This is a genomic window from Micromonospora sp. NPDC000207, assembly GCF_040300925.1.
Lineage (GTDB): Bacteria > Actinomycetota > Actinomycetes > Mycobacteriales > Micromonosporaceae > Micromonospora.
Window position 1 is genome coordinate 1 of sequence record NZ_JBEPEQ010000125.1, and the last position, 15,002, is coordinate 15,002.

9 protein-coding genes and 1 pseudogene are annotated in these 15,002 nt (G+C 71.8%); 6 read left to right on the forward strand and 4 right to left on the reverse strand.

From position 1 onward, the window contains the following. Positions 1 to 89: 89 nt before the first annotated feature. Positions 90 to 884, reverse strand: a pseudogene (locus ABT336_RS23585) (SURF1 family cytochrome oxidase biogenesis protein); the annotation flags it as partial. Between the two features lie 198 nt (positions 885 to 1,082). Between ABT336_RS23585 and ABT336_RS23590 the strand changes: the two are divergent. Continuing rightward, the gene (locus ABT336_RS23590) at positions 1,083 to 2,507 is read left to right on the forward strand and encodes a cobyrinic acid a,c-diamide synthase CobB (protein ID WP_350899164.1); all 1,425 of its coding nucleotides are present in this window, start codon (positions 1,083 to 1,085) and stop codon (positions 2,505 to 2,507) included. Positions 2,508 to 2,600: 93 nt separating this feature from the next. Here the strand turns inward: ABT336_RS23590 and ABT336_RS23595 are convergent, their stop codons facing one another. Beyond that, positions 2,601 to 4,733 (reverse strand): transglycosylase domain-containing protein, encoded by a 2,133-nt coding sequence (locus ABT336_RS23595; RefSeq protein ID WP_350899148.1) that lies wholly within the window; start codon positions 4,731 to 4,733, stop codon positions 2,601 to 2,603. 121 nt (positions 4,734 to 4,854) lie between these two features. On the opposite strand from ABT336_RS23595, the gene cobC reads away from it, so the two are divergent. The 3 genes from cobC to cobA are packed head-to-tail and all read left to right on the forward strand — an operon-like array spanning position 4,855 to position 8,350. Then, positions 4,855 to 5,925, forward strand: coding sequence for an Rv2231c family histidinol phosphate aminotransferase CobC (gene cobC, locus ABT336_RS23600; protein WP_350899150.1), 1,071 nt, complete (start codon positions 4,855 to 4,857; stop codon positions 5,923 to 5,925). Next, a complete protein-coding gene (locus tag ABT336_RS23605) occupies positions 5,925 to 7,085 on the forward strand; it encodes a nicotinate-nucleotide--dimethylbenzimidazole phosphoribosyltransferase (protein ID WP_350899152.1) in 1,161 nt (386 codons plus the stop codon). The genes cobC and ABT336_RS23605 overlap by 1 nt, the downstream gene beginning before the upstream one ends. Beyond that, entirely contained in the window at positions 7,082 to 8,350 is a 1,269-nt protein-coding gene (gene cobA, locus ABT336_RS23610; protein ID WP_350899154.1) for a uroporphyrinogen-III C-methyltransferase, read from the forward strand. Before ABT336_RS23605 ends, cobA begins: the two co-directional genes overlap by 4 nt. Before the next feature lie 76 nt (positions 8,351 to 8,426). On the opposite strand, the gene otsB is transcribed toward cobA, so the two are convergent. Next, positions 8,427 to 11,036: a trehalose-phosphatase gene (gene otsB, locus ABT336_RS23615; RefSeq protein ID WP_350899156.1), complete on the reverse strand. Its 2,610-nt coding sequence runs from the start codon at positions 11,034 to 11,036 to the stop codon at positions 8,427 to 8,429. After that, entirely contained in the window at positions 11,033 to 12,433 is a 1,401-nt protein-coding gene (locus tag ABT336_RS23620; protein WP_350899158.1) for an alpha,alpha-trehalose-phosphate synthase (UDP-forming), read from the reverse strand. The genes otsB and ABT336_RS23620 overlap by 4 nt, the downstream gene beginning before the upstream one ends. A gap of 370 nt (positions 12,434 to 12,803) precedes the next feature. Between ABT336_RS23620 and ettA the strand changes: the two genes are divergently transcribed. Next, complete coding sequence (gene ettA / locus ABT336_RS23625; RefSeq protein WP_350899160.1) at positions 12,804 to 14,480, forward strand: energy-dependent translational throttle protein EttA; 1,677 nt, start codon at positions 12,804 to 12,806, stop codon at positions 14,478 to 14,480. Positions 14,481 to 14,482: 2 nt separating this feature from the next. Continuing rightward, the gene (locus tag ABT336_RS23630) at positions 14,483 to 14,938 is read left to right on the forward strand and encodes an acyl-CoA thioesterase (protein ID WP_350899162.1); all 456 of its coding nucleotides are present in this window, start codon (positions 14,483 to 14,485) and stop codon (positions 14,936 to 14,938) included. Positions 14,939 to 15,002: the final 64 nt, after the last annotated feature.

Below are 15,002 nucleotides of genomic sequence, written 5' to 3' on the forward strand. Positions count from 1 at the left end.
ACAACTACACTCTCCTTGTTACTCCCTCTCCCTACACCTCCCCCTTCCGTTCTTCCGGGTTCGGCGGCCCGGTCGGTCGGGCGGGGGTCGGGTTCGGCGGCCCGGTCGGTGGGGCCGGGGGTGACACCGGCGAGGCGACGGGCCTCCCGTCGGGCCACCCAGGCGTACCCGAACAGGGACATCACCGCGAACGTCCACCACTGCACCACGTAGCCGAGGTTCTGCCAGTTGTTGGCGTGGCCGATGGGAACCGCCGTGAAACCGGGGTCGGCCGCCGGGGTCTGCTCGTCGACAAGCAGGTACGCCCCGAACACCGAGTACGGCAGCTCCTCGGCGAGCAGTGCCACGGCGATCCGACGGGTCTCCAGTCCACCGTCCCGGCGCTGCACCGCCGGGTTTCCGCTCTCGCTCTCGTGCACCCGGCCGACCACAGTCACCTCACCGGCGGGCAGGGGTGGCACGTCGGGGCGGGCGGTGGCGCCCCCGGGGGCGGGTGGAATCCAGCCTCGGTTCACCAGGACCGCCGTCCCGTCGGCGAGCAGGAGGGGGGTGACGACCTCGTACCCGACCCGGCTCTCCGCAGTGCGGCCCCGGACCAGGACGACGTTCTCCGGGTCGTAGCGGCCGGTGACGGTGACCCGGGCCCAGGTGTCCTCCACCGCCGGTCCGGGGCCCGCCGAACCCGCGCCGCCGGTGGGGACGGGGACCGCCGACGACAGCGGGACCGGGGTCGCCGTGTAGCCGGCGTCGATCCGCTCGTTGATCGCGCTGCGGGCCCGGTAACGGTCCAGCTGCCAGTTGCCGAGCTGCACCATGGCGTACGAGGCGACCAGCGTCAACGCGAGGATCCCCAGCCAGCGGGGGGTCAGCAGGAACCGGTACACAGGTTGAGGCTACCCCTCGGGCACAGCGCCCCCGACGACTCCTCCGGCCACGGCGGGGGCGGTTGCCGACCGGGGTATCGTCACGCCCACGGTCCATCGGTGTCGGTCCTCGTCCTCCAGGTCCGTGCGCCGCCGGGGCCGCCGCGTACCCGTTCGCCGGTCTGCCTGGTGCGTACCGTCGTCTACGAGGAGTCAGAGATGACCGTCGTGCCGCGTCTGGTGCTGAGTGCGCCTTCCTCGGGTCACGGTAAGACCGCCCTGGCTGTCGGCATGCTCGCCGCGTTCGCCGACCGGGACCTCACCGTCGCCGGTTTCAAGGTCGGCCCGGACCACGTGGACTCGGCCTACCTGGGGTTGGCCGCCGGTCGACCGGGGCGCAACCTGGACCCCCACCTGGTCGGTCCGCAGCGGATCGGGTCGTTGTTCGCCCAGGGGTCCGCCGGTGCCGGGTTCGCCCTGGTACAGGGCACCATGGGGCTGTACGACAGCGTCAACGGCCAGCCCGAGGCGGAGTCCACCGCCGCCGTCGCCGCCGCGCTGCGCAGCCCTGTGGTGTTGGCTGTCGACGTGTCCTCGATGGGGCAGTCGGTCGCTGCCCTGGTGCACGGCTTCCGGGCGTACGACGAGCAGGTCTGGCTGGGTGGGGTGATCCTCACCCAGGTCGCCTCCCGCCGCCACGAGTCCCTGCTGCGCGACGCGCTCGACGACATCGGGGTGCCGGTCTACGGCGCTCTGCGCCGACACGAGCTGCCCCCGGTCCTGCCGTCCCGGCGGCACGGGGTGGTCCCGGTGGTCCGCCGCGACGCCGAGGCGATCCGGGCGGTACGGCGGTTGGGCGAGGCGGTGGCGGGCACCGTCGACCTGGACCGGCTGCTGGTCCTGGCCCGGTCGGCGCCCCCGCTGACCGGCGACCAGCCGACCACCGGGACCGGGGTCGTGGCCGTCGGGGATCGGCCGACGGTGGAGACCGGCCCCGCCGACGGGGCCCCGACCACGCCGGTGGTGACGCTGGGCGGTGTCGGACCGGTGGTGGCGGTGGCCGGGGGACCGGGGGGCAGTTACAGCCATCCGGAGACCGTCGAGCTGCTGCGGGCCGCCGGGGCCGAGGTGGTGGTCCTCGACCCGTTGTCAGACGAGGGGCTGCCGACCGGCACCCGGGCGCTCGTCGTCGGGGGTGGGCTGCCCGAGTCGTACGCCGACCAGTTCTCCGCCAACCGTCGGCTCTGCATCGCGGTGGCGGAGTTGGCCCGTACCGGTCGGCCGGTGATCGCCGAGGGGGCCGGGCTGATCTGGTTGGCCCGCGAGCTGGACGGGTTGCCGATGTGCGGGGTCCTCGACGCGGTCGCCACCCGCCGGGAGGGCCTGGTCGTCGGCTACCGGAAGGCGACCGCGACCGTCGACAGTGTGGTGGCGGGTGCCGGGGCCACCGTGGTGGGCTACAAGCAGCACAGTGCGGTGCTGACCCCCCGGGCCGGGCAGAACTCGGCCTGGACCTGGGAGGGCGGGTCTCCCGAGGGGTTCGTGTGGCGGGGTGTGCACGCCTCCCAGCTGACGGTCCACTGGGCCGCCGATCCCGGGATCGCCACCCGGTTGGTAGCGGCGGCCGGGAACCCCGCCCGCTGACCCGCCCGGCCCGTGACGGCACCCGGGCGGGTCACCGGAAGGTCGGGCGGCACCCGGACGGATCAGCCGACGACCGGGAGCCACCCGGGCGGGTCAGCCGACGATCCGGTCCGACGGTGGGGTGAACTGGCGTACCGGCTGTCCCTTCAACGCCTCGCGCAGCGTCCTGGACACCGCCTCGATGGGGATCTGCGACTGCCCGTCACCCACCGCGTTGAACGGGTTGTCCGGGTCGGAGATGAAGCTCGCAGCCGCCAACTCCGGGGTGTATCCGACGAACCATGCCGACCTGGTGCTGTCAGTGGTACCGGTCTTGCCGGCGACCGGTCGGCCGACGGTGCCCCGGACGCTGTCGGCGGTGGACCACCCGCCGCAGCCCCCCTTCGCCGGGGTGTCCCCGGTGGGGCAGCGGGCGGCGTCGGTGGCGGCCCGCGCCGCGTCGGCGCTCACCACCTGTCGGCAGCGGGGCTTGGCGACCTCCCGTTCGATGCCGGAGACGGTCGAGTACATCGTCGGGGTGCCGTCCCGGTCGGTGATGGTCTGCACCGGCATCGCCTCGCAGTACCGTCCGTCGGCGGCGATCGCCGCGTAGGCGTTCGCCATCTCCAGCGGGGTGGCGTCGGAGACGCCGAGGGTGAAGGCACCCCACTGCTTGGCGTGCTCCGGGGAGGCGTGCTTGCGGTCGACGTCGGTTCGCCAGCGCAGGCCGAGCTGTTCGGCGAGGCGGACCGAGGTGTCCGCGCCGACCTGTTCTTCGAGCCACACGAAGTACGTGTTCACCGATTTGCCGAACCCGGACCACATCGTCTGGGTTCCGGTCATCGCCCCGCTGGCGTTGGAGGGGGCCCACCCGTCGTAGATCTCCGACCGGTAGCGGTGCGGCGCGTCGAAGGTGGTGGAGAGCGGCATCCCGGCGTTGAGCGCGGCGAGCATCGGGAACATCTTGAACGTCGACCCGGCCTGGTACCCGGGCAGGTCACCGCCGCCGAGCAGGGGCGCGACCGTGTTGGGGTAGTTCGCCTTCACCTTCGGCGAGGCCTCCGGGTTGGAGGTGGGTGGGTTCTCGTCCAGGTTGAGGGAGTACGTCCGGTTCACCGCCATCGCCTTGACCCGGCCGGTGCCGGGTTCGGCCACCACGATGCCGTTGGCGAAGGGGCTGCCGGTCCGGTCCTTCGACCCGACGTTGTTCTCCGCCGCCGCCTGCACCTTGGGGTCGAGGCTGAGCACGATCCGGTAGCCGCCCCGGCGAAGCTTGTCCATCCGTTCCATCCGGCTCTCGCCGAACGCGGGCTGCGAACTCCACCAGTTCTTGAGGTAGTCGCAGGCGAAGCCCCAGCTGTTGTACTCCTTCGGGATGGCGGCGCAGTCGTTCGGCGGGTCTGTCAGCTTCAGCCGGATCGGTTCGCGTTTCATCGACTCCACCTCGTCCGGGGCGAGGTAGCCGAGGTCGGCCATCCGTTGCAGGACGTAGTTTCGTCGGTCGGTGGCGTCCTTGCGGTCGGAGCTGGCCGGGTCGTACTGGGACGGGGACTTGACCAGTCCGGCGAGGGTGGCCGCCTCGATCGGGCTGAGGTTGTTCGGGGTCTTGGAGAAGAAGATCTCGCTGGCCGCGTAGATGCCGTACGCCCGGTGGCCGAAGTACGCCGAGTTGAGGTAGCGCTCCATGATCTCCGGTTTGGTCAGCTCCTTCTCCAGGTCGACTGCCATCCGCATTTCCTTGATCTTGCGAAGGCTGGTCTGCTGGGTGGCCTCCTGGACCTCCTGCGGGGTGGTCGCGCTGTCCCGCAGGGCCATCCGGACGTACTGCATGGTCAGGGTGGAGGCACCCTGGGACACCCCGCTGGAGCGGGCGTTGGCCACGAAGGCCCGGGCCACCCCCTTCGGGTCGACGCCCCCGTGCTGGTAGAAGCGGGAGTCCTCGGCGGCCACGATCGCCTGCTGGATGTTCGGCGACATCTCCGACAGCTTGGTGTACTGCCGGTACTCCTCGTAGAACATCGTCAGCAGGGTCTTGCCGTCCGGGGCGTACAGGTACGAGGTCTCGGCGGGCAGGGCGGTGCTGAGCAGCTTGGTCTTGGCCTCCACGGCGTGTGCGGTGGCCTTGGCGCCGATCCCGGTGGCGGCGGCAAGCGGGTAGGCGAGGGCGGCGACGACGAGGCCGGCGATGAGCCCGGCGCGCAGGAGTGGGACGAGGCGGTCGGCAACGGCGAGGGGTCGGTTGGTCACGGCCCGAAGTTATGACATTTCCGATACGTACATGAGAAATATTCATAAACGAGTGTGTGGTGACGCGCCACACGCCGGGATCGGCTGTCCCCCGGGGCGGCTTCCCGGCAGGATCGCGAGCATGCCCGGTCAGTTGGACGCAGCGATCGACCCCGATCTCGGTCACCACGGCGACGCCGAGGCGACCGAGGGCCTGGTCGACCTGGCCGTGAACGTCCGCCGCGCCCCCGCGCCACCCTGGCTGGCCGACCCGATCGCGGCCACCCTCACCGACCTGGCCCGCTACCCCGACCCCCGACCGGCCCGCGCCGCAGTGGCGGCCCGGCACCGTCGCCCCCCGGAGGAGGTCCTGCTCACCGCCGGGGCCGCCGAGGGCTTCGTGCTACTCGCCCGCGCCCTGTCCGAGGTACGCCGCCCGGTCGTGGTGCATCCGCAGTTCACCGAGCCGGAGGCGGCGCTGCTGGCCGCCGGGCACCGGGTGGACCGGGTGCTGCTCGACCCCGCCGACGGGTTCCGCCTCGACCCGACCCGGATCCCCGCCGACGCCGACCTGGTCGTGATCGGCAACCCGACGAACCCGACCTCGGTCCTGCACCCCGCCGCCGGGCTGGCCGCCCTGGCCCGGCCGGGCCGGATCCTGGTGGTCGACGAGGCGTTCGCCGACACCACAGTCGTCCCCGGCGTCGACGGGGAGCCGGAGTCCCTGGCCCACCGGCGCGACCTGCCCGGCCTGGTGGTGGTCCGCAGCCTGACCAAGACCTGGGGGCTGGCCGGACTGCGGATCGGATACCTCCTCGGCGAGGCGCCGCTGCTCACCCGGCTGGCCGCCGCCCAACCCCTCTGGGCGGTCTCCACCCCGGCCCTGGCCGCCGCCACCGCCTGCGCCGGCCCGACGGCGGTCGCCGCCGAACGCGCCATCGCCGTCGACCTCGCCGCCGACCGCGACCACCTGGTGGCCCGCCTCACCGGCCTGCCCGGGGTACGCGTCGCGGGTCGCCCGGCCAGCGCCTTCGTTCTGATCTCCCTGCCCGGGGCCGACCGGATCCGGATCCGGCTACGGGAGCAGGGTTGGGCGGTACGCCGGGGCGACACCTTTCCCGGCCTCGGCCCCGACTGGTTGCGGGTGGCGGTCCGTGACCGGTCGACGAGCGACGCGTTCATCGAGGTGCTGACGGGAATCCTGGAGGCGTGATGCTGGAGAACACGATCGCGGCGATCGGGCCGCTCGACGAGTCGGCGATGCGGGCCGCCCGGGAGCGGCAGAGCCGCCTGACCAAGCCGGTCGGGTCGCTCGGCGCCCTGGAGGAGCTGGCGGTACGCCTCGCCGGACTGGCCGGCGGCTGTCCACCGCCCCTGCCCGAACCGGCCGCAGTGGCGATCTTCGCCGGTGACCACGGGGTGCACGCCCAGCAGGTCACCCCGTGGCCGCAGGAGGTCACCGCCCAGATGATCGGCAACTTCCTGGCCGGTGGGGCGGTGGTCAACGCCTTCGCCCGGCAGGCCGGTGCCTCGGTCACAGTCGTCGACGTCGGCGTCGCCACCCCCCTCGCGGGCAGGGTCCCCACCGGGGCCACCGACCCGGCACCGGAGGGTGCCGCCGGTGCCGGGGTGCCCCGCCCCCGGGCGGAGAAGGCCGGTCCGCCCCGACTGGTCGCGGCGAACGTCCGGCCGGGCACCCGGGACATGACTGTCACCGCCGCCCTCACCCGCGACGAGGCGCGCAGCGCGGTGCAGACCGGGGTTCGGGTCGCCGACGACCTGATCGACGGCGGGGCCCGGATCCTGCTCACCGGGGACATGGGCATCGGCAACACCACCCCCTCCGCCGCCCTGATCGCCGCGTTCACCGGCGTCGACCCGGCGGAGACGACAGGCCGGGGAACCGGGGTCGACGACGCGACGTACGACCGGAAGGTGGCAGTGGTCCGGGCCGCCCTGGGCCGACACCGGCCCGACCCGGCCGACCCGCTGGGGGTGCTCGCCGCCGTCGGAGGCCTGGAGCACGCCGCGCTGGCCGGGCTGATCCTTGCCGCCGCGGCCCGCCGGACCCCGGTCCTGCTGGACGGGGTGATCGCGGTCTCCGCCGCCCTCGCGGCGGCGGCCTTCGCTCCGGCGGCGGTCGGTGCGATGGTCGCCGGGCACTGCTCGGCCGAACCCGGTGCCCGGGTCGCGCTGCGCCACCTCGGTCTGGATCCCCTGATCGACCTGGGCCTGCGGCTCGGCGAGGGCACCGGGGCGCTGCTGGCCCTGCCGGTGGTCACCGGTGCGGTGCGGGTCCTGCACGAGGTGGCCACCTTCGACTCCGCCGGAGTGGCCGAGAAGGATCCCGGGACAGGGGTGGACGGAACGTGAGCGCCAATCCGTACCCCCTCGGGCTGCGGCTGGCAGGTCGACGGGTGGTGGTGGTGGGCGGGGGAGCGGTAGCCACCCGCCGGGTGCCCGCCCTGCTCGACGCCGGGGCGGACCTGCTCCTGGTCTCCCCCCTGCTGACCCCCGCCCTGCAGACCCACGTCGACGCCGGGCGACTGCGGTGGGCGGCCCGCCGGTTCGTGCCGACCGACCTCGACGACGCCTGGCTGGTCCAGGTGGCCGTCGACGATCCGGTCGCCGCCGAGTCGGTGAGCGCTGCGGCACACGAACGCCGGATCTTCTGCGTCCGGGCCGACGACCGTTTCGCCGCCAGCGCCTGGACCCCGGCTGTCACCCGCAGCGGCCCGGTCACCGTCGCCGTCCTCGGCGGCGGGGACCCCCGGCGTGCGATGCAGACCCGCGACGCCATCCGTGACCTGCTCGGTGCAGGACAGAGCCCCCTGCCGACGCCGCCTGTGGAGCGGGGTGCCCCCCTCGACACCCCGGACTCCGGCGACGACGACAGCCCTCGGCAGGTGGGGCGGGTGTCGCTGGTCGGCGCCGGTCCCGGTGACCCCGAACTGATCACGGTCAAGGGGTGGCGACTGCTCACCGAGGCGGAGGTGGTGGTCGCCGACCGGCTGGTGCCCGGTCTGCTCCTGGACGAGCTGCGCCCCGACGTCGAGTTGGTGGACGCCTCCAAGATCCCCTACGGGCCGTCGCGGACCCAGGAGGAGATCAACGAGATCCTCGTCGACCGGGCTCTCGCCGGGCGTACCGTGGTCCGACTCAAGGGCGGGGACCCGTACGTCTTCGGACGGGGCGGCGAGGAGGTGCTGGCCTGCGCGGCGGCCGGCGTACCGGTGACTGTGGTGCCCGGGGTGAGCAGCGCGGTCGCCGTGCCGGCGGTGGCCGGGGTGCCGGTCACCCACCGGGGGGTGGCCCACGAGTTCACTGTGGTCTCCGGGCATCTCGCCCCGGACTCACCCGCCTCCCTGGTGAGCTGGCCCGCGTTGGCCCGACTCCGCGGCACCCTGGTGATCCTGATGGGGTTGAAGAACCTGCCCGCGATCGCCGACACGTTGACCAGCAACGGTCGGGACCCGGCCACCCCGGTCGCCGTGATCCAGGAGGGGACCACTCCCGGCCAGCGGAGTCTGCGGGCCACCCTCGCCACCGTCGCCGCCGAGGTGCGCGCCGCCGAGCTGCACCCGCCGGCCGTCGTCGTCGTCGGGGACGTCGTCACCGCCCTCACCCCACCCGGGTAGAGACGATCACGGGGTCGGCGGTAGGAGTACCGCCGACCCCGTGACCGACGAGGTGGAGCTCAGGTGGTGCGGTGGTTCACTGCTTGAGCATGTTGTCGAGCAGCATGGCGCAGCGGATCAGGCCGAGGTGGCTGTACGCCTGCGGGTGGTTGCCCAGCCCGCGCTCGGCGAGCGGATCGTACTGCTCGGGCAGGAGCCCGGTCGGACCCGCGGTGTCGATCATCTGCGTGAACAGCTCCTCGGCGTCGGTACGCCGACCGGTGCGCAGGTACGCCTCGATCAGCCACGCCGTGCAGATGTGGAAACCGCCCTCGCGGCCCGGCAGGCCGTCGTCCCAGTGGTACCTGTAGACGACCGGGCCGCTGCGCAGGTCCGCCTCGATCCGCAGGACCGTCGAGAGGAACCGGGGGTCGTCCCCGGCCAGCAGCCCGGAGAGGCCGATCCAGAGCGAGGACGCGTCCATGTCCTCGTGGCCGTACGCGACGCTGTACGCCTCGGCGTCGTCGTGCCAGCCGTTCTCCAAGACGTTGGTGCCGATCCGGTCGCGCAGCTCCACCCACTCCGGACGGTCCTCGCCACCGTGCCGACGGATCACGTGCAGCGCCCGGTCCACGGTCATCCAGCACATCACCTTGGAGAAGATGTGGTGCCGGGGTGGGAGGCGGGCCTCCCAGATGCCGTGGTCCGGCTCGTGCCACCGGCGGCGGACCGCCTCGACCATGTTCTCCAGGACCCGCCACTCGGTCTCCCGGACCGAGCCCCGGGCGTCGGCCACGGCGGCGATCAGGTCGGCGATCGGGCCGAACACGTCCAGCTGCAGCTGGTGGTTGGCCAGGTTGCCGACCCGTACCGGTCGGGAGCCGGCGTAGCCGGGCAGGGTGTCGATGACCGCCTCGGCGCCCAGCTCGAACCCGTCCACGGTGTAGAGCGGGTGGAGCCGCTCGGGGTGCCCCCCGGTGCGTTCCACGCAGCCGTCCACCCAGCGCAGGAAGGCTTCGGCCTCGTCGAGGGAACCCAGGTCGACGAGCACCCGGGCGGTCATCGCGGCGTCGCGCAGCCAGCAGTACCGGTAGTCCCAGTTGCGGACCCCGCCCAGCTCCTCGGGGAGCGAGGTGGTCGCCGCGGCGAGGATCGACCCGGTGGCCTCGTGGCAGAGGCCACGCAGGGTCAGGGCGCTGCGGGCGACCAGGTCGCGGGCGGTGGTCGGCAGCCGTAGCGACTCGACCCAGTCCTTCCACGGCTGCTCCGCCGCGACCTGCCGGTCGTGCAGGGGCAGGTCGTGGTGGGCGAGGTTCTGCGTACCGAACCGCAGCTCCAGGGTGACCTGTCCACCGGCGGCCGACAGGTCGACAGTCGCCTTGGCGGTCTCGTTGCCGCCGGTGTCGTCGACCTCCCACTGCACCCCGGGGGAGTAGAGCGCCACCGGCTCGTTCGAGCCGAGCACCAGCAGGCCGTCCCCGCCCGGTTCCAGCTGCACCGCCACCTGCCCGAACTCCGGCCGGGGGGCGAACTCCAGGTTGACCCGACCCCGCCCGGTGAGGACCCGGACCAGTGTCGAGTCGCCGGAGATCACCGCCGGGCCGGGAGGCACCCCGTCGGAGGAGGGCCGGTCGAGCCAGTCGGTGACTGTCAGCCCGGACCAGCGGGTCTCCACGGTCATGGTGCCGGACCGGTACCGCTGACCCAGCGGGATCCCGCCCCGTTCGGGGGCGACGCTGAAGTGTCCGGCAGGACTGCCGCCGACCAGGTCGGCGAAGATCGCCGCCGAGTCCGGCTTGGGATGGCAGAGCCAGGTGACCTTGGCCTCCGGGGTCAGCAACGCCACCGTACGCCCGTTGGCGAGCATGGAGTGCCGCTCGATCGGCACCGCCCGCTCGCCGAAGAGCCAGTGCCGTCGGGTCTCCAGGAGCAGGGCGAGCGCGCGGGCGGCCTCGATCGGCTCGGCCACCCGGTAGTCGGCCTTGGTGGTCCCCGGGCCGATCTTGATACCGACGTCGGGGCCCTGGAGGTTGCCGAACGCGTTCTCGTCGGTGACGTCGTCACCGATGAAGAGCACCGCACTCGCTGAGAGCTGGGTGCGGAGCTGGTCGACAGCGGTGCCCTTGTGGGTGGCCACCACAGACAGCTCGATGACCTCCTTGCCCTGGGTGACGGTGACGTCCTCCCAGGTCGCGGGGCCGGAGCGGACCGCCTCCACGGCGGCGGCGGCGACCTGCGGGTCGACGCCCCGGGTGTGCACCGCGACGCTCGCCGGCTTGCGTTCCAGCCGGATGCCGGGGTGGGCGGCGGCGATCTCGCGCAGCTCGTCACGGAGCCGGGTCCGGACGGCGATCAGCTCGGGGGTGAGCCGCTCGACGAACCCGATGTCGAACTCGGAGCCGTGGCTGCCGACCAGGTGCACCTCGCTGGGCAGCCGGGAGAGGGCGGCGAGGTCGCGCAGGGCGCGACCGGAGACCACCGCGACCGAGGTCTGGGGCAGCGCGGCCAGGGCCCGGACCGCTGCCACCGACTCCGGCAGCGGCACCGCCTTGCTCGGATCCGCCACGATCGGGGCCAGGGTGCCGTCGTAGTCGCAGGCGACCAGGAGTTGCGGCACCCGGGCGATCCGCCCGATGGCCGACCGGAGGGCCGGATCGAGAACCCCGGAGGTCGGGGGTGCTGCTCCGTCGGTGACGGACGTGTTCACGCGACCTCCGTATCGGGCACGCCGAGCTCGGTGAGGAACGATTTCGCCCAGTGCCCCACGTCGTGGGTGCGCAGGTGACGCTGCATGACCCGCATGCGTCGCCGTGCCTCGGGCTTCTCTACGTGCACGGCCCGGAGCAGGGCGTCCTTGACCGCCTCCGGGTCGTGCGGGTTACACAGAAATGCCTGGCGCAGCTCGGTGGCCGCGCCGGCGAACTCACTGAGTACGAGGGCACCCGCGCTGTCGGTGCGCGCTGCCACGTACTCCTTGGCCACCAGATTCATACCGTCCCGCAGGGGAGTCACCATCATCACGTCGGCCGCGACGTACATCGCGGCCAGTTCACTGCGACTGTACGACTGATGCAGGTAATGCACGGCAGGCACGCCGACCCGGCCGAATTCACCATTAATCCGACCAACTTCACGTTCGACCTTGACCCGTAGTGCCTGGTAATGCTCGACCCGTTCTCGACTCGGGGTCGCGACCTGCACCATAACCGCGTCCGGAACTGTCAACTTTCCGTCAGCCAACAGTTCGCGGAAGGCCTTCAGGCGAAGCTCGATGCCCTTGGTGTAGTCGAGACGGTCGACGCCGAGGATGATCGTCTTGGGATCGCCCAGCTCGGCGCGGATCTGCTTGGCCCGGGCCTGGATCGACGGCTCGGCGGCGAGACGCTCCATCTCGGCGACGTCGATCGAGATGGGAAAAGCGCCCGCCTTGACCTGACGGCCGTCCACCTGGATCATCTGGCCCTCGTACCGGAGGCCGAGCAGGTGCCGGGCGAGCCGGACGAAGTTCTGCGCCGCCAACCGCTGCTGGAAGCCGACCAGGTCGGCGCCGAGCAGACCGCGCAGCACCTCGGCGCGCTGCGGCATCTGCATGAACAGCTCGATCGGCGGGAACGGGATGTGCAGGAAGAAGCCGATCCGCAGATCCGGACGCAGTTCCCGCAGCATCGCCGGGACCAGTTGGAGCTGGTAGTCCTGCACCCAGACGGTGGCCCCCTCGGCGGCCACCTCCGCTGCGGCCTCCGCGAACCGGGCGTTCACCAGCCGGTACGCCTCCCGCCACCGCCGCTTGTACGCCGGTGTCTCCACCGCGTCGTGGTAGAGCGGCCAGATGGTGGCGTTGGACTGGCCCTCGTAGTACCGCTCCAGCTCGTCGCTGCTGAGCGGGACCGGGTGCAGCCGGATGCCCTCCAGGTCGAACGGCTCCGGCGCGGGACCGGTCCCACCGGACCACCCCACCCAGGTGCCCCGGTGCTCGGCGAGCACCGGATGCAGGGCGGTGACCAGTCCACCCGGGCTGCGGCGCCACTGCCGCCCTTCGGGTGTACTCACCTCATCGACCGGCAGTCGGTTTGCCACTACGACAAAGGAGCTACGGACGGTCACGATCGGCCACCTCCGGCTGCTGACGGGTCCACCGCGATGAGCGTACTGAGCGTAGCTGCGGCGTCTGCCACCCCGTGCCGGACTTCCCTACCCGTCCCAAAGCCAGCTCAACCGGCATGGTGATCTCGCCGACAGGCCGCCGGGCAGGGGTGGGGACGAGGGCGGTACGCGACGCGCCGCGTCCCGGCCGACCGGGGTGATGTGGGCACAGGGGGTCGTACCTGTCAGGATTGACTGTGGCGTGCGCGCGCCCGGCTCCCGGCCGGCGGCGGCGGGCACGGATCATGGCCGGTTCTGACTGTGGGCGCAGGTGACGAGCCCGCGCCGGTGCCCGCCGGCCCAGACGCAATCGACGGAGGTAGCCCGCACCGTGGCCCAGTACATCTACTCCCTCAAGCAGGCGCGGAAGGCGCACGGCGACAAGGTCGTGCTCGACAACGTGACGCTGGACTTCCTGCCCGGAGTCAAGATCGGTGTGGTCGGCCCGAACGGCGCCGGTAAGTCCAGCCTTCTCAAGATCATGGCAGGCGTGGACCAGCCGAGCAACGGCGAGGCCCGACTGATGCCCGGCTTCACCGTCGGGATGCTGGCGCAAGAGCCGCCGCTCAACGACGCCAAGACCGTCCTCGGCAACATCGAGGAGGCGGTGGCGGAGACCAAGGCCAAGCTGGAGCGGTTCAACAAGATCGCCGAGCAGATGGCGACCGACTACTCGGACGAGCTGATGGAGGAGATGGGCAAGCTCCAGGAGGAGCTAGACCACTCCGACGCCTGGGACGTCGACTCCAAGCTCGAACTGGCCATGGACGCGCTGCGGTGCCCGCCGCCGGACGCCGACGTCACCCAGCTCTCCGGTGGTGAGCGCCGTCGGGTGGCGCTGTGCAAGCTGCTCCTGGAGGCTCCCGACCTGCTCCTGCTCGACGAGCCCACCAACCACCTGGACGCCGAGAGCGTGCAGTGGCTGGAGCAGCACCTGGCCAAGTACGCCGGCACCATCCTGGCGATCACCCACGACCGGTACTTCCTGGACAACGTCGCCAACTGGATCCTCGAACTCGACAGGGGCCGGACCTACCCGTACGAGGGCAACTACTCGACCTACCTGGAGAAGAAGGCCGCCCGACTCGCCGTCGAGGGGCGCCGCGACGCCAAGATGAAGAAGCGGCTCTCCGAGGAACTGGAGTGGGTCCGCTCGAACGCCAAGGCCCGCCAGACCAAGTCCAAGGCCCGCCTCGACAGGTACGACGAGATGGCCGCCGAGGCGGAGAAGACCCGGAAGCTGGACTTCGAGGAGATCCAGATCCCGCCGGGCCCGCGCCTGGGCAACACCGTCATCGAGGCGAACAAGCTCACCAAGGGCTTCGGTGACCGGATCCTCATCGACGACCTGTCCTTCTCGCTGCCGCGCAACGGCATCGTCGGCATCATCGGCCCGAACGGCGTCGGCAAGACCACCCTGTTCAAGACGATCGTCGGGCTGGAGCAGCCCACCGACGGTGCGGTGCGGGTCGGTGAGACCGTCTCCCTGTCGTACGTCGACCAGAACCGGCAGGGCCTCGACGGTGACAAGACCGTGTGGGAGGTCGTCTCCGACGGGCTGGACCACCTCATGGTGGGCAAGGTCGAGATGCCGTCGCGGGCGTACATCGCCGCGTTCGGGTTCAAGGGACCGGACCAGCAGAAGCCGACAAAGGTGCTCTCCGGCGGTGAGCGCAACCGGCTGAACCTGGCGCTCACCCTCAAGATCGGCGGGAACGTGATCCTGCTCGACGAGCCCACCAACGACCTGGACGTGGAGACCCTCTCCAGCCTGGAGAACGCCCTGCTGGAGTTCCCCGGCTGCGCCGTGGTCATCTCCCACGACCGGATGTTCCTGGACCGGGTCGCCACGCACATCCTCGCCTGGGAGGGCGACGACCAGAACCCGGCCAAGTGGTTCTGGTTCGAGGGCAACTTCGAGGCGTACGAGAAGAACAAGGTCGACCGTCTCGGCGCGGAGGCGGCCCGTCCGCACCGGGTCACCTACCGCAAGCTGACCCGTGACTGATCATGGCTGACCGGTTCGTCTACCACTGCACACTGCGCTGGTCCGACCTGGACGCGTACGGCCACGTCAACAACTCGCGCTTCCTCACCCTCTACGAGGAGGCGCGGGTGGCGCTGATGTTCGCCGGCGGCCGGGCGTGGGGGGTCGGCTCGTTCGCCGACGGGGTCGTCATCCGTCGGCACGAGGTCGACTACCTGCGCCCGGTCGACTACGCCCTCGGCCGGGCCACCGCCGACGCCGCCCCCACGGTCCGGATCGAACTCTGGATCGAGGAGATCAAGGCCTCCCGGTTCACAGTGGCCTACGAGTTGTACGACGGGGAGGTGCTGGCCAGCCGGGCCCGTTCGGTGCTGGTCCCGTTCGACCTGTCGCGGCAACTGCCCCGACGGCTCACCGAGGAGGAGCGGACGTTCCTGCTCGGCTACGCCGCTCCCACCGAGGGCGGGAGCGGCAGATGAGCGCCTCCGGCGGGGCCGGTACGGGCGGGACCGGTCCCACCGGCGTCGGGCCGGACGGGTCCGA